The organism is Xylanimonas oleitrophica, assembly GCF_003244315.1.
Lineage (GTDB): Bacteria > Actinomycetota > Actinomycetes > Actinomycetales > Cellulomonadaceae > Xylanimonas_A > Xylanimonas_A oleitrophica.
Genome location: NZ_QKWH01000016.1, coordinates 1 through 18729, shown reverse-complemented (window position 1 = coordinate 18729; position 18729 = coordinate 1). Strand labels below are relative to the sequence as shown.

16 protein-coding genes are annotated in these 18729 nt (G+C 74.5%); 6 read left to right on the top strand and 10 right to left on the bottom strand.

Annotated features, from left to right (window positions below):
• Positions 1-59 precede the first annotated feature (59 nt).
• The 4 genes from DNL40_RS14895 to DNL40_RS14880 are packed head-to-tail and all read left to right on the top strand — an operon-like array spanning position 60 to position 1632.
• Positions 60-269: a DUF4244 domain-containing protein gene (locus DNL40_RS14895; protein ID WP_111252055.1), complete on the top strand. Its 210-nt coding sequence runs from the start codon at positions 60-62 to the stop codon at positions 267-269.
• A 7-nt stretch (positions 270-276) separates the two neighbouring features.
• Positions 277-660, top strand: coding sequence for a TadE family type IV pilus minor pilin (locus tag DNL40_RS14890; RefSeq protein ID WP_111252054.1), 384 nt, complete (start codon positions 277-279; stop codon positions 658-660).
• A gap of 13 nt (positions 661-673) precedes the next feature.
• On the top strand, positions 674-1051 hold the full coding sequence (locus DNL40_RS14885) for an Rv3654c family TadE-like protein (RefSeq protein ID WP_111252053.1): 378 nt from the start codon (positions 674-676) through the stop codon (positions 1049-1051).
• Between the two features lie 38 nt (positions 1052-1089).
• A complete protein-coding gene (locus tag DNL40_RS14880) occupies positions 1090-1632 on the top strand; it encodes a hypothetical protein (protein WP_111252052.1) in 543 nt (180 codons plus the stop codon).
• Positions 1633-1731: 99 nt separating this feature from the next.
• Here the strand turns inward: DNL40_RS14880 and DNL40_RS14875 are convergent, their stop codons facing one another.
• From DNL40_RS14875 to DNL40_RS14850, 6 genes are all read right to left on the bottom strand, one after another.
• Positions 1732-2601 (bottom strand): HpcH/HpaI aldolase/citrate lyase family protein, encoded by an 870-nt coding sequence (locus DNL40_RS14875; RefSeq protein ID WP_111252051.1) that lies wholly within the window; start codon positions 2599-2601, stop codon positions 1732-1734.
• Between the two features lie 10 nt (positions 2602-2611).
• Positions 2612-5164, bottom strand: a complete 2553-nt coding sequence (locus DNL40_RS14870; RefSeq protein WP_245885974.1) for a DEAD/DEAH box helicase — start codon at positions 5162-5164, stop codon at positions 2612-2614.
• Positions 5165-5299: 135 nt separating this feature from the next.
• Positions 5300-6631, bottom strand: a complete 1332-nt coding sequence (locus DNL40_RS14865) for a M18 family aminopeptidase (protein WP_111252049.1) — start codon at positions 6629-6631, stop codon at positions 5300-5302.
• A 52-nt stretch (positions 6632-6683) separates the two neighbouring features.
• Positions 6684-7724: an ArsA family ATPase gene (locus DNL40_RS14860; protein ID WP_111252048.1), complete on the bottom strand. Its 1041-nt coding sequence runs from the start codon at positions 7722-7724 to the stop codon at positions 6684-6686.
• Positions 7715-7990, bottom strand: coding sequence for a cory-CC-star protein (locus DNL40_RS14855; RefSeq protein WP_111252047.1), 276 nt, complete (start codon positions 7988-7990; stop codon positions 7715-7717). The genes DNL40_RS14860 and DNL40_RS14855 overlap by 10 nt, the downstream gene beginning before the upstream one ends.
• Positions 7987-9681, bottom strand: a complete 1695-nt coding sequence (locus DNL40_RS14850; RefSeq protein ID WP_111252046.1) for a carbon starvation CstA family protein — start codon at positions 9679-9681, stop codon at positions 7987-7989. Before DNL40_RS14850 ends, DNL40_RS14855 begins: the two co-directional genes overlap by 4 nt.
• A 244-nt stretch (positions 9682-9925) precedes the next feature.
• On the opposite strand from DNL40_RS14850, the gene DNL40_RS14845 reads away from it, so the two are divergent.
• Positions 9926-12223: a sodium-translocating pyrophosphatase gene (locus DNL40_RS14845; protein WP_111252045.1), complete on the top strand. Its 2298-nt coding sequence runs from the start codon at positions 9926-9928 to the stop codon at positions 12221-12223.
• A gap of 127 nt (positions 12224-12350) precedes the next feature.
• Positions 12351-15059 carry a M14 family zinc carboxypeptidase gene (locus DNL40_RS14840; protein WP_111252044.1) on the top strand — a complete coding sequence of 903 codons (2709 nt, stop codon included), beginning with the start codon at positions 12351-12353 and terminating at the stop codon, positions 15057-15059.
• A gap of 71 nt (positions 15060-15130) precedes the next feature.
• Here the strand turns inward: DNL40_RS14840 and DNL40_RS14835 are convergent, their stop codons facing one another.
• The 4 genes from DNL40_RS14835 to DNL40_RS16650 form a co-directional block, all read right to left on the bottom strand.
• Positions 15131-16258, bottom strand: a complete 1128-nt coding sequence (locus tag DNL40_RS14835) for a CNNM domain-containing protein (protein WP_179951096.1) — start codon at positions 16256-16258, stop codon at positions 15131-15133.
• Positions 16255-17613: a hemolysin family protein gene (locus DNL40_RS14830; RefSeq protein WP_111252043.1), complete on the bottom strand. Its 1359-nt coding sequence runs from the start codon at positions 17611-17613 to the stop codon at positions 16255-16257. Before DNL40_RS14830 ends, DNL40_RS14835 begins: the two co-directional genes overlap by 4 nt.
• Positions 17614-17854: 241 nt before the next feature.
• The gene (locus DNL40_RS14825; RefSeq protein WP_245885968.1) at positions 17855-18397 is read right to left on the bottom strand and encodes a DinB family protein; all 543 of its coding nucleotides are present in this window, start codon (positions 18395-18397) and stop codon (positions 17855-17857) included.
• 132 nt (positions 18398-18529) lie between these two features.
• Positions 18530-18729: hypothetical protein (locus tag DNL40_RS16650; RefSeq protein ID WP_218926080.1), on the bottom strand; the 200-nt coding region annotated here is incomplete at its 5' end.

Sequence of the window (18729 nt, the reverse complement as noted above, 5' to 3'; positions counted from 1 at the left end):
CCAGCGGTGGGCGAACGCCCCGGCGACCGCCGAGGCGACCGACGAAGAGAGGAACCCCCATGACGCACCACGACCTGACCACCACCGACGCTGCCTGTGCCCCGGACCGCACCGCTGCGCCCGACCCCGAGGCCGGCCTGGCCACCGCCGAGTACGCCGTCGCCACCATCGGCGCCGTCGGGTTCGCGGGGCTGCTCATCGTCATCCTCAAGAGCGAGACGGTGCGCGGCGCGCTGGAGCAGATCATCACCTCCGCGCTGTCGGTGTGAGGCCGCCATGACCAGCGCGACGAGACGCGGAGCCCTCTGCTCCCGCAGGCCCACGGACACCGAGCGCGGGGCCGTCACGGCGGAGCTTGCCGTCGGCATGCCCGTCGTCGTCCTGCTGCTCGTCGCGGTGCTCACCCTCGCGGCCGCGTCCAGCGCACAGATGCGTGCGCTGGACGCGGCCCGGGCGGGAGCCCGCGCCCTCGCCGTGGGGGAGGACGAGGCGCAGGTGCGCGAGGTGGTGACCCGCCTGGCCGGCCCCGGTGCCGAGCTGGGCCTCCTCCACGACGGGCCCTGGGTGACGGTGCACGTGTCACGCCCCGTGGCCGCGGGCTGGCTCGCCCACGTGCCGCTGCGCGCCGGCGGGGAGGCCACCGCGTGGCTGGAGCCATGATCGGGGGCCCGGAATGAGCCGCGCCGTCCGGGCGCACGAACGCGGCTCGGGCACCGTGCTCCTGCTCGGTGTCGCCGCCGTCGTCGTGCTGCTCTTCGTGGCTCTGGCCGCCCTGGGCGCGTCGCAACGGGCACGCGGCGCGGCGCAGGCGGCCGCGGACCTGGGGGCGCTCGCGGCGGCGACGGCGCTGCGCGGCGGGCTGGACCCGTGCGGGGCGGCGGCGGAGGCGGTGGTGCGCAACCAGGCCACCGTCGTCGGGTGCGAGCAGGAGGCCGGCGGGGTGGTGAGCGTGGCCGTGACACGACCCGTCGCAGGTGTCCCGGGCTGGGCCGGCGGCGAGGCCCGGGCCGAGGCCCGTGCGGGCCCGAGGCCGCAGGCGTGGGCCCCGTGAGCGGGGTGGCGTCAGCGCTGGTCACGTAGGCTTCCGGGGTGCCTGACGCCGCCTCGACCGACCTGCCGACCCGTGAGTTCCTGCTCGTCCTGGACCGCCCCCTGGAGCCGGCCGACGAGGAGCGGCTGCGCTCGGAGGGCCTGGAGGACGCCGCGCCGCTGACGGAGAACGGGCACGGCATGCTCGCGGTGGGGCGCCAGGCGGCCACCCTGACCGACGCAGTCGCTTCGGCGGTGACTCAGGTGCGTGCCGCGGGCCTGGAGGTGGTGCGCGTGCTGGGACCGGAGACGGACCTGGTGGCGCTGAGCACCGTGGCCAGGCGGCTGGGCCGCACCTACGAGTCCGTGCGGCTGCTGGCGGCCGGCAAGCGGGGCCCTGGCGGCTTCCCGGTGCCCGTCTCCGGTGACGGCGCGGCGCTCTACTCGTGGACGGCGGTCGCGGCGTGGGCGCGCGAGCACCTGGACGCCCCGGTGCAGCCCGACGACGACGCCCGCGTCATCGCCGCAGCCGACCACCTGCTCGCGGCCCGGGCGCTGGTGGCCCGCGACGAGCGTGAGGCGCTGCTAGCGGCTCTGGTCTGAACGGGGCCCGGCGCGCGCGGAGCCGCTGCACACGAGCCCTGACGCGCCGGTGGCCCGTCGGAGCGTCTGCTCCGACGGGCCACCGAGGGGTCCGCAAGGTCAGCTCGGGTTGACCCCGAACAGGGCGGCGCGCTCCTGGATGAGCCGCGCACGGCCCAGGCGCGGCTTGTCGGAGCCGTCGCGGATGACACCGCCCGAGGCCTCGAAGTCGGCGAGGAAGTCGACGGCCCACGCGACGTCGGCGGGCGAGGGGCTGAACGACTCGTTGACCACGGCCGGCTGGTCCAGGTCGAGGCAGAGCTTGCCCGTCATGCCCAGGTCGACGGCGTCGCTCGACTGCTCGCGCAGCAACGGGTGGCTGGTGCCCACGGTGGGGCCGTCGATCGGGCCGGTGAGCCCGCCGATGCGGGAGGCGAGGACGAGGCGCGAGCGCGGGTACGCCATGGCCAGCGGCTCGTTCGCAGCGCCGGTGTCGCGGCGGTAGTCGCCCGAGCCGAACGCGAGGCGGAACACGCCCGGCGCGCGGGCGATGGACACGGCGTCCTCGATGCCCAGAGCCGACTCCACGAGGGCGATGACGGGCAGGTGCCCGCCGAGCCGCTGCACGGTGTCGACCACCTGGTCCGGGCTCTCCGTCTTGGCGAGCATGACGCCCTGCAGGCCGGGGGCGTCGCGGAACGCCTTCATGTCGTCCGCCCACGCCTGGGACGAGCGCTCGTTGACGCGCACCCATGCGCGGCCGCCACCGGCGAACCAGTCGAGCACCTTGGCGCGCGCGGTGTCCTTGAGGCGGTCGTCGACCGCGTCCTCGCAGTCGAGGATCACCTGGTCGGCGCGCGAGAGCTGGGCGGCGTCGAAGACGTCGTCCTTCAGCGCGTTCAGCAGCAGCCAGGAGCGCGAGTGGGCGGGGGCGACGCGCGTCGCCTCACGGGTCCTGCGCTGTTCGTCGAGGGCGGTGTCGAGGCTCACCTGATGGACTCTACGGGGCGGCGGGGGCGTGACCGAGCACCAGGTCCAACAACGTCACGGCCGCGGCCTTGTCGAGGGGCGAGTTGTAGCTGCCGCACTTGGGGGACTGCACGCAGGCGGGGCACCCGTGGTCGCACGGGCAGGCCACGATGGCGTCACGGGTGGCGCGCAGCCAGGTGGCGCCGAGCTGGTAGCCGCGCTCGGCGAACCCGGCACCGCCGGGGTAGGCGTCGTACACGAACACGGTGGCCTCGCCCGTGTCGGGGTGCAGGTCGGTGGACACGCCGCCCAGGTCCCAGCGGTCGCAGGTGGCGAGCAGCGGCAGCAGCCCGATGGAGGCGTGCTCGGCGGCGTGCAGCGCACCGGGCACCACCTCGGGGTCGAGCCCGGCGGCCCGCAGCTCGTCCTCGGGCACGGACCACCACACGGCGGTGGTGACGAGCGCCCGTTCGGGCAGGTCGAGGGCCTGGGTGCCGAGCACCTGCATGTCGGGGATGCGGCGTCGCTCGAAGCTGACCACCTGGCTGGACACCTCGACGGGCCCCAGGCCCCAGGTGACCGGTCCCCACGAGCGCTGCTCGACCCGGCCCGGCGCCCCGGCGTCGTCGGACGCCCCGCCCGGCTCGCCCTCTGCCGCCCCCGGTGCCGCAGGCTGGTGCTCCGGGTCGATCGCGATGGTCATGACCTCGCGCGACCAGGTGCCGTGGTCGACGTCGCGCCGGACCACCAGGGCGACGCGGTCGGTGAGGTCGAGGTGGTCGACCACGAAGGTGACGCCCTGGTGGACGTACACGGCGCCGTCGTGCACCTGGCCGTCGGCCGAGGCGGCGTCGACGGTGCCCAGCAGCCTCCCTGTGGGCGCCTCGACCACCCGGATCGGCTGCCCGCCGGCACCGCGCAGGTCGGCCATGCCGGCCGCGGGCTGGGCGTGGGTCCAGTACCAGCCGGAGGGGCGGCGGCGCAGCGCCCCGCGGGTCACGAGCTCGTCGAGCACCGAGCGCACGTGGTCGGCGTCCCCGAACGCCGGCAGGTCGTCGCTGCGCAGGGGCACCTCCTGCGCGGCGGCGCACAGCTGCGGGGCCAGCACGTACGGGTTCGCCGGGTCGAACACGGTGGCCTCGAGCGGGGCGTCGAACACGGCCTCCGGGTGGGTCACGAGGTAGGTGTCGAGCGGGTCCTCGCGGGCCACGAACGCGACCAGCCCGTCCGCACCGGCGCGACCTGCCCGCCCGGCCTGCTGCCACAGCGACATGCGGGTGCCTGGCCAGCCGGCGATCAGCACGGCGTCGAGCCCCGAGATGTCCACCCCGAGCTCCAGCGCGTTGGTGGTGGCCAGCCCCAGCAGCGCCCCGGTGCGGATCGCCTGCTCCAGCTCCCGCCGCTCCTCGGGCAGGTAGCCGCCCCGGTACGCGGCGACCCGCCGCGACAGGTCGGTGGACACCGGCCGCAGGTGGTCGCGCGCCGCCTGCGCCACCGACTCCGCCCCGCGGCGCGAGCGCGTGAACGCGAGCGTCCGCGCCCCGTGCGCCGCGAGGTCGGCCAGCAGGTCAGCCACCTCCGCCGTGGCCGACCGCCGCGGGTGCTCGGCCGCGCCGTCCTCGGTGACCACCGTCTCCTGCTCGCCCTCGGTGTGCCCCGGGTCGAGCGGGTCGGGCAGCGCCCACGGGTCGTCCGCCGTCGGGGCGTCGCCGGGCCCCGAGCGCAGGAACGTGAACGACTCCACCTCCGGCGGCTGCCACAGGACCACCGTGCGCCGCCCCGACGGGGAGGCGTCGTCCACCACGGCGGTCACGTCGTCGGGCGCCGCCCCCACCAGGCGCGCGGCGCTCGCGGCGGGCTCGGCCGACGTCGCGCTCGCCACCACGAACGTCAGCGTGCCGGAGCGCGGGCGTGAGACCCCGCGCGCAGGCTCGGCCAGCGGGCGGTAGTGGTCCACGAGCCTCGCCAGCCGGCGCAGCACCAGCGACACGTGCGCGCCGAACACCCCGCGGTAGGCGTGGCCCTCGTCGACGACGACGTAGCGCAGCGCGCGCAGGTACCGCGCCCACCGGCGGTGGTTCGGCAGCAGGGAGAAGTGCAGGAAGTCGGGGTTGGTGAGGACGACGTCGGCGTGGTCCTGGACCCACCGACGCTCCTCGGTAGGGGTGTCGCCGTCGCAGGTGCCGACCCGCAGGTCCCGCCCCGCGCCGTCGGGCATCGCGCCGAGCACGCGCTCCAGGGAGTGGAGCTGGTCGGCGGCGAGCGCCTTGGTGGGGGAGAGGTACAGCACGGCGCCGCGCCGCTGGGCGGGGAGGGTGCGCCCGACGGCGGTGAGCGCGGGCAGCCAGAACGCGAGCGACTTGCCCGAGCCGGTGGAGGTGGCCAGCGCGACGTGCCGGCCCTCCCAGGCGGCGTCGGCGGCCTGTGCCTGGTGCTCCCAGGGGCGGTCGACGCCGAGGGCCCGGTAGCCGCCGACGAGCGCGGGGTCGGCCCACCCCGGCCAGTCGGCGGTGCGTCCCTCGCGGGCAGGGAGCGTGCGGGTGTACGTGAGCCGGTCGGCCCGGGCGCCGCCGGCGAGCAGCACGTCGAGCAGCGGGTGGGGAGCCTGCTCGCCCTGCGGGTCCGGGGACCCGGTGGCGGGGGCCCGTGCGGGCCCTGGGTTGTCAGGCACGGGGGTCATCTTCCCACCCGCTGCTCGCGGGGAGCCGGGCGGCGGCGCTCAGCCTCGCAGCACCGCGCCCATCGCCCGGCTCAGGTACCAGGGGTCGACGACGGCGGTGAGCTCGCGCGCGGAGTGCATGGACAAGATGGGCACGCCCACGTCGACGGTGCGGATGCCCAGGCGCGTGGCGGTGATGGGGCCGATGGTGGAGCCGCACGGGATGGCGTTGTTGGACACGAACTCCTGGGTGGGCACCCCGGCGGCGGCGCAGGCGGCCTGCCAGCGGGCGGCTCCGTGCGCGTCGGTGGAGTAGCGCTGGTTGGCGTTGATCTTGAGGATCGGGCCGCCGCCGGCCACCGGGTGGTTGGCCGGGTCGTGGCGCTCGGGGTGGTTGGGGTGGACGGCGTGCCCGACGTCGGAGGAGACGTGGAACGAGGCGGCGAACGCCCGCGCGCGGTCCTGCGCGGTGGCGCCGAGCGCGTCGGAGACGCGGCCGAGCACGTCCTCGAGGAAGGGGCCGGCCGCGCCGGAGCGGGACTCCGACCCGATCTCCTCGTGGTCGAACGCGGCGACGACGGCGATACCGGCGATGTCCGCGACGGCGGCGGGCGTGGCCGCCGCGTCGAGCAGTGCCGTGATCGCGGCGTGCGTGGAGAGCAGGTTGTCCAGGCGGCCGGAGGCCCACAGGGTCCCGCCGGCGCCGAACGCGCGGGGCTCCTGGGTGTCGGCGACGACGACGTCGTAGCCGCCGATCGTGGCCGGGTCCACGCCCGCGCCGTCGTCGGCCGAGGCGGCGAGCACGGCCAGCACGTCGGCCTGGCTCACGTCCCCGAGGCCCCACACGGGCTGGGTGTGCCGCTGCTTGTCGAGCGTCAGGCCCTCGTTGACGGAACGGTCCAGGTGGATCGCCAGGTGCGGGATGCGCAGCAGCGGCCCGGTGCGCACCAGGTGCTCGGTGCCGTCGGCGGTCACCACGCGTCCGGCCAGCTCCAGCTCGCGGTCGAGCCAGGAGGCCAGCAGCGGGCCGCCGTACACCTCCACCCCCGCCTGCCAGAAGCCGTGGCCGCCGGTGGTGGGGCGCGGCTTGAGCTTGAACCCGGGGGAGTCGGTGTGCGTGCCGAGGATGGTGAACGGCGTCGTCGGGCCGGCCGCGGGCGGCACCACGAACGCGATCGCCGCGCCGTCGCGCACCACCACGTACCGGCCGCCCGGCGTCACGTCCCATCCGTCCGTCTCCGTCAGCCGCACGAAACCGGCGGCCTCGGCCCGCCGCGCGATCTCGGCGGCGGCGTGGAACGACGACGGCGAGGCGGTGACGAAGGCGCCCAGGTCCTCGGTGTGGGTGCGGGCCTCGGCGGGGACGGTGGCGGCGTTGACCGGTGCAGGCATGGCTCGCAGTCTCCCACGGGCCCGCCGGGCCGTGCCGCCAGGGCGGCTGCTCTCAGCGCAGCAGCTCGCCCAGGCGGGTCAGAGCCGCCTCGCCCGCCAGGTCGCCCGGCAGCAGCGGCACCTCCAGGAGCGGGACCCGCGGCAGGGCGTCGCGCACGACGGCGAGGTGCCGCTCCTCCTGCGCGTGCCGCGCGGCCAGCAGGTCGCCGCCGTCGTGCGGGGACCGCTTGTTCACCACCAGGGCACGCACCCCCACCCCGGTCGCCTCGAGCTGCCGGTGCAGCTCCAGCGCCTCCAGCACCGGCATCCGCTCGGCCGCCAGCACGATGACGAACGCGGTGCGCCCGTGGTCGGTGAGCACCTCACGCAGGCCCGCGAACCGGCGGCGACGGCGCTCCAGCACCGCCCGGATCTCCTGGTCGCGGCGCTCGCGCCGGTCCCGGGCGCGTGAGCCCGTGCCGAGCACGCCGGCACCGTCGTCGTCGGTGTGGCCCAGCCGTCGGGCGGCGTCCCCGAACCGGGCCGAGCGGTCGCGCCCGCGCAGCAGGCCGTCGGTCCACGCCGACATCGCCTCCGGCAGCGCCATGAGCCGTGCGGTGTGCCCGGACGGCGCGGTGTCGAACACGACCAGGTCGTACTCCGCCAGGCCGAGCTCGACGGTCTCGGCCACCCGCTCCAGTAGCGCGGCCTCGTGGGCGCCAGGGGCGTGCCGGGCCAGGTCCAGGTGCCGGTCCACCTCGCCGCGCAGGTGCTCGGGCATGAGCCGGTGCAGCGTGCCGCGCACCTGGTCGAGGTGGCGTTCGGCGGTGCGCTCCGGGTCGATCTCGATCCCGTCCAGGTGGCCGACGCCGGTGCCTGCCGCACCGCCGTCCTGCCCCACGGGGAACGGCCCCGCGAGGCGCACGACGTCGTCCCCGACGGGCCGGTCCCACAGGTGCCCGAGGTTGTGGGCGGGGTCCGTGGACGCCACGAGCACGCGGCGTCCTTCCCGGGCGGCGGCGAGCGCCACGGCCGAGGCCGTCGACGTCTTGCCGACGCCGCCCTTGCCGCCCACGAACAGCACACGTACCCGCGCGGCCAGGCTCAGCAGCACGACATACCCTCCAGCGGCGAGCGGTCCATGCCCGCGCGGGTGTGCCAGTCGTGCAGGCGCTCGTACATCACCGGCAGCAGCTCGACGGTGTAGTACGACGCCGGGTTGGGCACTCCCAACGACTCGGCGAGCACGATCATGAGGAACAGGTCGTCCTCGTCGCGCTGCGCCCGGGCGAACGTGCGGCGGTAAGGGCCCTGGTACAGGTCCGTGAGGCCGGCGTCGAGCGCCTTCCACCAGCCCGCGACCCGCCCTGGTGCGGTCATCGCGCCGGGGTGAGCTCGTCCCGGTCCTCGTCCTCGGCACCCACGCCGCGCCGTGCCCGGTTCATGGCGGCGGCCGCCTCGACCGCAACCCACAGGGAGGCCACGAGGATGACGGCGTCGAGCACCAGCAGCAGCCAGTTCCCGGCGTCGTAGAAGGTGCCGAGCTGCACCACGAGGGCCAGCACGGACATGGCGAGCACGAACACCAGGGGCACCAGCACGAGCACGGGGTTGCGTCGCTTGCGCAGCAGCATCACGGCCACGATCGCGAGGGTGAGCGAGGCGAGGAGCTGGTTGGTGGTGCCGAACAGCGGCCAGATGAGCATGCCGCCCTCGCCGTCGCCGCCCGCGCTGAACGTCAGCGTCATGGCCACGGCGAGCACGATCACGGTGCCGAGCACCTTGCCGACCCGCAGGCCGGCCAGCTCGGCGGCCTCCTGCACCACGAACCGCTGCAGGCGCACCCCGGTGTCCATGGTGGTGGCGGCGAACAGCACGGCCATGGTGGCGAGGATGGTGGCGCTGAGCGACGGCGGGATGCCCAGGCCGGCGTTGACGATGGCGCCGCCGCCCTCGACGAACGCCGCGACCCCGCCGGCGTTGAACGCGGTGTACACGGCCTCCCAGTCGGCGAGCGTCTGGTACCCGGCGGTGGCGGCGATGATCGCGCCGAGCGCCAGGAGCCCTTCGCCCACGGCGCCGAAGTAGCCGACGAACCGGGTGTCGGTCTCGTTGTCGAGCTGCTTGGACGTGGTGCCCGAGGCCACGGTGCCGTGGAAGCCCGAGATGGCGCCGCAGGCGATGGTGACGAACAGGAGCGGCACCAGGCTGGGGGTGCCCTCGGGCACGTTCGCGTTGACCGCCGGGGCCACGACGGTGGGCGTGGCGAGCAGCACGGCCACGTAGAGGATGCCGAGCCCGATGAAGAGCTGGACGCCGTTGATGTAGTCGCGCGGCTGGAGCAGCACCCACACGGGCAGCAGCGACGCGATCCCGGCGTAGAGGAAGAGCGCCACGATCCAGAAGGTGGAGGGCGACATGCCGAGCACGGACTCGGGCAGCACCACGGGGTACCGGTCGCCCAGCAGGATCAGGGAGTACAGGGCGACGACGCCGAGCACGGTGGTCAGCAGGAGGCTGACCTTCCAGCGGTAGATCATCTGCCCGATCACGAGGGCGACGGCGATGGCGCCCCACACGGGGATGACGGCCGACGGCGTGGAGACCAGCAGGTTCTTGATGACGGTGGCGAACGCGGCCACGACCATCAGCAGCAGCAGGAACACGACGACGAGGAACAGGTTGCGCCCGCGGGCGCCGATGTAGCGGCCCGAGAGGGTGCCGATGGACTGGCCCTTGTTGCGGACCGAGGCCCACAGGGCGCCCATGTCGTGCATGCCGGCGAAGAAGACGGTGCCGAGGGTGACCCAGAGGAACGCGGGCAGCCAGCCCCAGATGACGGCGACGGCCGGGCCCACGATGGGGGCGGCGCCGGCCACGGAGGTGAAGTGGTGCCCCCAGAGCACGAACCTGTTGGTGGGCACGTAGTCGACGCCGTCGCGCTGGGCGTGCGCGGGCGTGGCGTACGCGGGGTCGAGGCGGTAGATGCGGGTGGCGAGGTACTTCGAGTAGAGGAAGTACCCGGCCAGCACCATCGCGATGCCGACGAGGGCGAGGACGAGCGAGTTCACGGTCGGCTCCGGTCTGGTCGTCGTTGACACGGTCCACAGCAGTGCGCAGACCTTAACAGTGGCGCAGGTCACATCGGCAAGGGCTCGCGGTGCCGGCGAGTCGGGCGGAACCACCCCTGACCTGCGCCGTCTCGTGACGCGGATCACATATGAGTAGACTCGCGCGCATCCCGCCGTCAACGGCGCCGGCGGGGCCTTCAGCAGCACGTGCCCGCGCACGTGGAGGCTTCGTCAAGGAGGACGGATGCTCACGCTAGGAACAGGCAGCATCGTGATCGTCACGACGATCGCCCTCGTCGCTCTCGGCGCCCTGGCGTGCGCGCTGGTGCTGCGGCGGCAGGTCCTCGCCGCCGACGAGGGCACCGCCTCGATGCGGGAGATCGCCCGCGCGGTGCAGGAGGGGGCGTCCGCCTACCTCAACCGGCAGTTCCGGACGCTGGCGCTGTTCGCCGTCGTCGTCTTCGCCCTGCTGTTCCTGCTGCCCGGCGACGGCGGCGTGCGCCTCGGCCGCTCGATCGCCTTCCTCTTCGGCGCCGCGTTCTCCGCCGCCATCGGCTACCTCGGCATGTGGCTGGCCGTGCGCGCCAACGTGCGCGTCGCCGCCGCGGCCACCCGGCCCGACGGCCGCGCCGTCGGTGCCCGGCTGGCCTTCCGCACCGGCGGCGTCGTCGGCATGTGCGTGGTGGGCCTCGGGCTGCTGGGTGCCGCCCTCGTGGTGCTCGTCTACCGCGCCGACGCCCCCGCCGTCCTCGAAGGCTTCGGCTTCGGTGCCGCCCTGCTCGCCATGTTCATGCGCGTGGGCGGCGGCATCTTCACCAAGGCGGCCGACGTCGGCGCCGACCTCGTCGGCAAGGTCGAACAGGGCATCCCCGAGGACGACCCGCGCAACGCCGCCACCATCGCCGACAACGTCGGCGACAACGTGGGCGACTGCGCCGGCATGGCGGCCGACCTCTTCGAGTCCTACGCCGTCACCCTCGTCGCCGCGCTCATCCTCGGCCGGGCCGTCATGGGGGAGCAGGGTCTCGTCTTCCCCCTGATCGTCACCGCCGTCGGCGCGCTCGTCGCCCTCCTCGGCGTGCTCGCCACCCGGGTGCGCGGCTCCGAGAGCGGGCTCGCCGCCATCAACCGCGGGTTCTACCTGTCCGCCGTGGTCGGCGTCGTCCTCGCGGCCGTCGCCGCGTTCGCCTACCTGCCCTCCTCGTTCGAGGGCCTCGGCGGCACCGCCCAGCTCGGCACCCTCACCGGCATCTCCGCCGACCCCCGGGTCGTCGCCTCGCTCGCCGTCGCCGTCGGCGTCCTGCTCGCCGGCGTGATCCTGTGGATCACGGGCTACTTCACCGGGACGACGTCGAAGCCCACGCTCCACGTCGCCGCCACCTCCCGCACCGGTGCCGCCACCGTGGTGCTCTCCGGGATCGGCGTCGGGTTCGAGTCCGCCGTCTACACCGCCGGGATCATCGCCGCCGCGATCTGCGCCGTGTTCCTCCTGGCAGGCGGCTCCGTGTGGCTCTCCCTCTTCCTCGTGGCGCTCGCCGGCTGCGGGCTGCTCACCACGGTGGGCGTCATCGTCGCGATGGACACGTTCGGCCCCGTCAGCGACAACGCCCAGGGCATCGCCGAGATGTCGGGAGACGTCGACGAGGCGGGCGCCCAGACCCTCACGGACCTCGACGCCGTCGGCAACACCACCAAGGCCATCACCAAGGGCATCGCCATCGCCACCGCCGTGCTGGCGGCGACGGCCCTGTTCGGCTCCTACGCCGACGCCGTCGCCCACGCCCTGTCCCAGGTCAGCGAGGCGGGCACCGGGCTGGTCGGCGCCATGCTGAGCTTCGAGATCGTCTCCCCGGTGACCCTCGTGGGCGTCATCCTCGGCGCCGCCACCGTGTTCCTCTTCTCCGGGCTGGCCGTCGACGCCGTCACCCGCGCCGCCGGCGCCATCGTGCTCGAGGTGCGCCGCCAGTTCCGCGAGCACCCCGGGATCATGACCTTCCAGGAGCGCCCCGAGTACGGCAGGGTCGTGGACATCTGCACCCGCGACTCCCTGCGCGAGCTCGCCACCCCCGGCCTGCTGGCCGCCTTCGCGCCCATCGCCGTCGGGTTCGGTCTCGGTGTCGGCCCGCTGGCCGGGTTCCTCGCCGGCGCCATCGCCGCCGGCGTCCTCATGGCGATCTTCCTCGCCAACTCCGGCGGTGCCTGGGACAACGCGAAGAAGATCGTGGAGGACGGCGCCCACGGCGGCAAGGGCTCCGAGGCCCACGCCGCCACCGTCATCGGCGACACCGTAGGAGACCCTTTCAAGGACACCGCTGGGCCCGCGATCAACCCGCTCATCAAGGTGATGAACCTGGTCTCCGTGCTCATCGCCCCGGCCGTGGTGGCCATGAGCGTGCCCGCCGACGCCAACCACGCCCTGCGCATCGGCATCGCCGTGGTGGCCGCGGCGATCGCGTTCGGGGCCGTGATCCTGTCCCGGCTCCGGGCGGCCCGGGTGGACCAGGAGACGGCCGAGCGTGAGGCCGTCGGCGCCGAGCGCTGACGCCGGAGCAGGCGGCCGGCGTCCCAGGCTGCGGGACCCTACGTGAACTTCTCGTTTCCGACCGGGCCGGCCCCGCCTTCACCCGCCATGCTGGGCGCTTCAGGGGACGAACCACCGAGAGGGAGCCATGCTGCTCAGACGTACGCTCGCCGGCCTCGCCGGCGTGACCCTCGCCGCCTCGACGCTCACGGGCGTCGCGGCCGCGCAGACCCCGGCCGCACCGCCGTCGCACGTCGCACCACAGGCGGGAGAAGGCCGCGGGGCCGAGCAGGACCGCCCCGGCTCGGCGGCCGAGCTGCTGCGCGCTGCCCAGGGCCACGGGAACGGCAACGGCAAGGGTCCGGGCAAGCCCGGCGCGCCAGGAGGCCAGGCGACGGCGATCGAGATGCCGGCGTCGTACCCGCACCAGCCGCGGCTGCGGGTGTTCCCCCCGAACGCGGCCGACGCCACGGAGCGCAACGGCACGATCAGCCACGCGGACCTCGCGCCGCGCCTGCAGGAGCTCATGGCGGCCAGCGACCGGGTCTCCACCCAGGTGGTGGGGCAGTCCACGGGCGGACGCGACCTGTACCTGGTCACGGTGACCGCGCCGGAGCGGCCGGCCGAGACCGCCCAGCAGACCCGGTGGCGGGAGCTCATCAAGACCGACCCCGCCAGGGCGGCCCGGGACGGTGCGCTCCGGGCGGGCTACAAGACGCCGATCTGGATCAGCGCCAACATCCACGGCAACGAGTGGGAGGGCACCGACGCGGCGGTGCAGCTCATCGAGGAGCTCGCCACCGCGACCGACCCGGCCACCACCGGGCTGCTCGCCGGACACCGCCTCTACTTCTCGCTGTCGCTCAACCCGGACGGGCGCACGGACGCCACGCGGGCCACGGCGCTGAACCTCGACGCCAACCGCGACATGATCACGGGCACCACGCCCGAGTCGCGCTCGTTCGTAGCCACGGCGCAGACGCTGCAGCCGCTGTACGCCGCCGACTTCCACGGCTACACGAGCGTGCTCCAGGTGGAGCCGTGCGGCCCGCCGCACGGGCAGAACTACGAGTACGACCTGTTCATCCCGCACGGCTACGCCGTGGCGCGCGCCGTCGAGGAGGACGTCGTGGCGGCGCAGATCCCGGGCAACACCTACTACGACGTGTCCACGGGCCGCGTGGTGGACCGGGTGACCGGCCCGGAGACCGAGCACATCAAGATCCCCTACCGCGACACCCCCTCGGGCTGGGACGACTACCCGCCGGTGTTCACCGCCCAGTACGCGGCCTTCCACGGCGCCGTGACCAGCACGGTGGAGCTGCCGAAGGGACGCACCGGGACCACGACAACGCCGGAGAACGCGATCATCAACACCGCCGTCGCCAAGCAGACGATGGACTCGATGGTGGCGTACGTGGCGGCGCACAGCGACGAGATGCTGGCCAACCAGATCGAGATGTTCCGGCGCGGCGTGGCCGGCGGTCCCAAGGAGCAGCTCACCACGGCGAACGTGGCGGCGGTGCCCGGCCCGGACGAGTGGAAGCCGCTGTGGGACGTGGCCGACGACCAGGACCCGGTCGACCTGCCCCGCGCCTACGTGATCCCCGTGGGAGCCGGTCAGCGGTCGGTGTCGGACGCCGAGGTGCTGGTCGAGCACCTGCAGCGCCACGGCGTGCAGATGTCCACCCTGACCAAGGACGCCCGCGTCGCCGGCGCCGCCTACCCGCGCGGCTCGTACGTCGTCGACATGCACCAGCCGCTGCGCGGCCTGGCCAACGCCCTCCTGGACCTCGGCACGGACATCTCGCAGAAGGTGCCGTCGATGTACGACATCTCCGCGTGGAGCCTGGCGTACACGTGGGGCGCCACCGTGGACAAGGTGGGCTCGACGACCGACCGCTGGCCGTTCACCGCCACGCCGCTGGACGCAGCGCCGTCGGACGGCGGGCTGCCGCCGGGCGCGCACGGCAAGGGCCGCCAGCTGTGGCTGACGTTCGACGTGGCCGGCGTGCGGGACTACCGGGCGCTCAACGCGCTGCTCGACGCCGGTGCGCCGGTGTGGCTGCTCGACGACGGTCGTGCCGTCGTCGGCCCGGAGGGCAAGGCGGCGGCCCAGGCCGCGGCCGACGAGCACGACATCGCCTTCACCACCGCGTCCAAGGCCGACGAGCGCGCGGTCGCGGGCACCGAGCCGCTGAGCGACCTCACCATCGCCTACGTGGGCAACCAGGACGACCTGCTCTCGCTGACCGAGCTCGGGTTCGACGACCTGGTTCCCGTCACGGCGGCCGGCATCCAGGCGGGCGCCGGCACCGGGTCCACCGGGCTGGAGGGGGCCGACGTGCTGTGGGTCGGCGCGGCGCTCAACCTGCCGGCCGGCTCGGCCGGGCGCGCCGCCGTGCAGCGGTGGGTCGACGCGGGCGGTGCGATCGTGGGCCGTGGGTCCTCGGCGTTCACCGTCGCCTCCACCTACGGGCTGGTCTCCGGCACCGCCGTGACCGGCACGAGCGCCGGCAACGGCATCGTCGACGTCGACACCCCGGCCGGGTCGCTCCTCGCCAACCACGCGCAGGACTCGGCGTTCGTCTACCCCGCCACGTGGTTCACGAACCTGGGAGAGGGCACCAAGGTCGAGCAGACGTACGCAGCCGACCCGCTCCTGGCCGGCCACTGGCGCCCCAGCTCTTCCGGCGCCAACGGCCCCGCCAGCGCGGCTGGCCAGGCGTCGGTGGTCTCGGGCGAGGCGGCCTCGGGGGCGCGAGCCGTGGTGCTCGGCACCTCGGTGGTGTTCCGCACGCACCCCAAGGGTGGGCTGAGCCAGGCGGCGCAGGCGATCTTCTGGGCGGCGGGCTGAGCCTCCCCCGGAGCACGGACGCCGACGGCCGGCCCCCGGTCTCCCCGGGGGCCGGCCGTCGGCGTCTCGCGTCAGGCGGTGACGGCGTCGGTGCCCGTGCCGGAGCGACCAGCCCCGGCGGGACCTGCGCCGGCGGGACCTGCGCCGGCCGGGGCGGCGCCCGCCGCTGCCTCCGCCTCCGCCGTCGTGCGCGGGAAGATCCGCGCCAGCACGTCGGCCAGCGTCACGACGCCGACGGCGCCCGCCGCCGTCGGCCCCTCCCGGTGCACCAGCGCGAGGTGGCTGCTGGTCTCACGCATCCGGGCCAGGGTCTGGTGCAGGGGCGTGGTCGCGTCCAGCACCAGCGCGGGCCGGCGCAGCCCGTCGATCGGCGCGTCGTCCTCCAGCAGCAGCGTGTCGCGCACGTGCACGACGTCGGACGGCAGCATCGAGCCCGGCGCCCGCACCAGGATGCGCAGGTGCCCGGACGCCTCCGCCGCCGCACGCACGTCGCCAGCCGTGGCGTCGTGCCCCACGGACACCGGGGTCACGCCCTCGCGGAGCAGGTCCGAGACCGTCAGCCGGCGCAGGTCCAGCGCCCCGGCCAGCGAGGCCGAGTACGTGGTGTCCAGCGCGCCGACGCTCGCGGAGTGCTCCACCAGGTGACGCAGGTCGTCAGGGCTGCGGCCCGAGGCCACCTGGCCGGTGGGCTCCACACCCACGCGGCGCAGGCACCAGTTCGCCGCCTCGTTGAGCGCCACCAGCACCGGCCGGGTGACCACCATGAAGGCCCGCATCGGCAGGGCCAGCATCGTGGCGGACTTCTCCGGGTGCGCGATGGCCCACGACTTGGGCGCCATCTCGCCCACCACCAGGTGCAGGAACGTGACGATGACGAGGGCGAGCACGAAGCCCACCACGTCGGCCACCCAGTAGGGGGCGCCCCACCCCGCGAACAGGGGGGTGAGCCAGTGGTGCACGGCCGGCTTGGTGATGGCGCCCAGCGCGAGCGTGCACGCCGTGATGCCGAGCTGGGAGCCGGCGAGCAGCACCGTCAGCTCGGTCGAGCTGCGCAGCGCCGCCCGGGCCGAGCGGCTCGTGGCCGCCGCGTCCTCCAGGCGGTGCCGGCGTGCGGCCAGGAGCGCGAACTCCACGGCCACGAAGAACGCGCTGAGCGCGATGATGGCGACGGTGGCCACGGCCACGACCCACGGGCTCATCGGGCCTCTCCCTCGACCAGGCGGACGCGCACCACGGCGGGCACGTGCCGCTCCACCGACATGACCTCCACGCGCAGCGCTCGCGAGGGCGGAGGCTCGGGCAGGGCCAGGTCGGCCGGGTCGTCCGGGAGCTGCACCTGTACCACGTCCCCCTCGTCCGGCAGGGAGCCGTGGGCGGCGATCACCAGCCCAGCGATCGTCTCGTAGTCGCCCTCGGGCAGGTCGTGCCCCACGGCACGCTCCACCTCGTCGACGTGCACGTCACCCTCCATCACCCACACGCCGACGTCGTCGGCCAGCACCGGGTCCGGCTCTGCCACGTCGTGCTCGTCGGTGATCTCGCCGACGACCTCCTCGGCCAGGTCCTCGACCGTCAGCACGCCGGCGAACCCGCCGTACTCGTCCACGACGCACGCCATCTGGTTGCGCGTGGCGGACAGCTCGCGCAGCGCGTCGGGCAGCGCCATGGCGGTGGGCAGCACGAGCGGCTCGCGCTGCAGCGACGTCACGGGGGCGTCGTCGTCGACGGGGCCGGTCAGCAGGTCCTGCAGGTGGACCACGCCCACCACGTCGCCCCGCTCGTCCACCACGGGGTAGCGCGAGTGGCCGGCCGCCATGAGGGCGCGCACGTCGCCCACCGTGGCGTCGTCTCGCACGACGTCCACGTGGGTGCGGGGCACCATGGCGTGCTCGGCGTCCCGGCGGGGGAAGTCGAGGAGGCGGTCCAGCAGGTCGGAGAGGTCGTCCGGCAGGTCGCCGCTCGCGCGCGAGTCGGCCACGATGTGCTCGAGGTCCCGCGCCGTGGCCGAGTGCTCGACGTCGTGCACCGGCTCGATGCGCAGCAGCCGCAGCAGGGCGTTGGACGCGGCGTCGAACACGGTGATGAGCCAGCCGAGCGCGGCCAGGTAGAGCTGGGTGGAGCGGGCGAGCGCCCGGGCCACCGGCTCGGGGCGCGCGATGGCGAGGTTCTTGGGGAACAGCTCGCCGAAGAGCATCTGGATCACCGTCGAGACGAGCAGGGCGGCCACGGTGCCGACGGCGACGCCCACGCCGGTGGGCACCCCCACCCCGCCGAGGGCCTCGCCCAGCGCGCGGCCCACGAGGGGCTCGGCCACGTACCCGACGAGCAGGCCGGTGATGGTGATGCCGAGCTGGGCGCCCGACAGCATGAACGAGGTGCGCCGGGTGACGGCGAGAGCGGCTCGGGCAGGGCGGTCGCCGGCCTCGGCGCGGGCGGCCAGGCGCGAGCGGTCCACCGCCATGTAGGCGAACTCCTGGGCCACGAAGTAGCCCGTCGCGGCGGTGATGAGCAGGATCACCACGAGGCCGAGCAGCAGGGAGAGCACCCAGGTCATCGGTTCCACCTCCCCTCGGGGGAGCGGGGTCCGGTGATCCGGGTGCTGGGACTACTGCTGGGGTCCATGGTCCTTCCAAGGTCGGCGTGCACGGTCGCGCGACGCGCCCTGAGGGGACGCGTCGCGCAGGGGAGTCAACGCGGCAGGTGCCGCAGGGGTTCCCGGAGAGATTGTGACGTGCGTATCGGCGTCTGTCCCGCACTGCGCGCACGTGGCGCGCGGCGGGTCGCCGCTCCCGGGGTCAGAGGCCGGTGCGCCCGTCGATGCACTCGCGCAGCAGGTCCACGTGACCCATGTGCCGCGCGTACTCCTCGACCATGTGGATCATGACGTCGCGGGCCTCGACGGTGCCGTCGCCGAAGGGCACCTCACGGTCCATCTCCTCCGCCCAGAACCACTCGTCGGCGGCCTCCACGGCCTGGTGCCACTCCGCCCACGCCTCGGTCACGCACGCGTCCGTGGGCACGGCGCCGTCGAAGTCGTGGTCGGTGACGCCCGGCAGCTCGAACGGACCTGCGGAGGACTTCCCGCGCAGCACCCGCTGGAACCAGTGGTGCTCGGCGTTGGCCAGGTGGCGGACGATGCCCAGGAGCGACAGCGTCGAGGGCGGCACGGAGCGGCGCGCGAGCTGCTCGGCGTCGAGACCCTCGCACTTCATCACGAGGGTCATGCGGTAACGGCACAGGTACTCCCAGACGGTCTCCTTCTCGCCTACCGGCTCGGGGCCGGTGGCTCGGGGGTCTTCCGCAGGGTCGACCCACAGGCCAGTCGTCGTGGAAGTCACGCGACAGAATCTGGCGCGTCCCGGGCCGCACGGTCAAGTGGCGGTCGGGCTGATTCTGTGAAGGCCCTTCTGACGCCCTGGCCCCGGCGGTACTGTTCGCGCCGTGAGCAGTCTCCTGACGCCGTCGGAAGCTCACGGTCGGCGTGCCACCCAGTTGCCCGGGGCGACCCGGTCGCGCCGTGGTGTGCGCACGCCGCAGACGGCGCCGGAGGACTCCCTCCCGTCGTTCTCCGACCTGCTCGCGCCGACCCCCGAGGGGACGCCCTGGAGCCCGGCCTCGAGAGCGAGCCCGGGCCGGAGGGCGCCCTCGAGGAGCGCGACCCCGGTCGGGG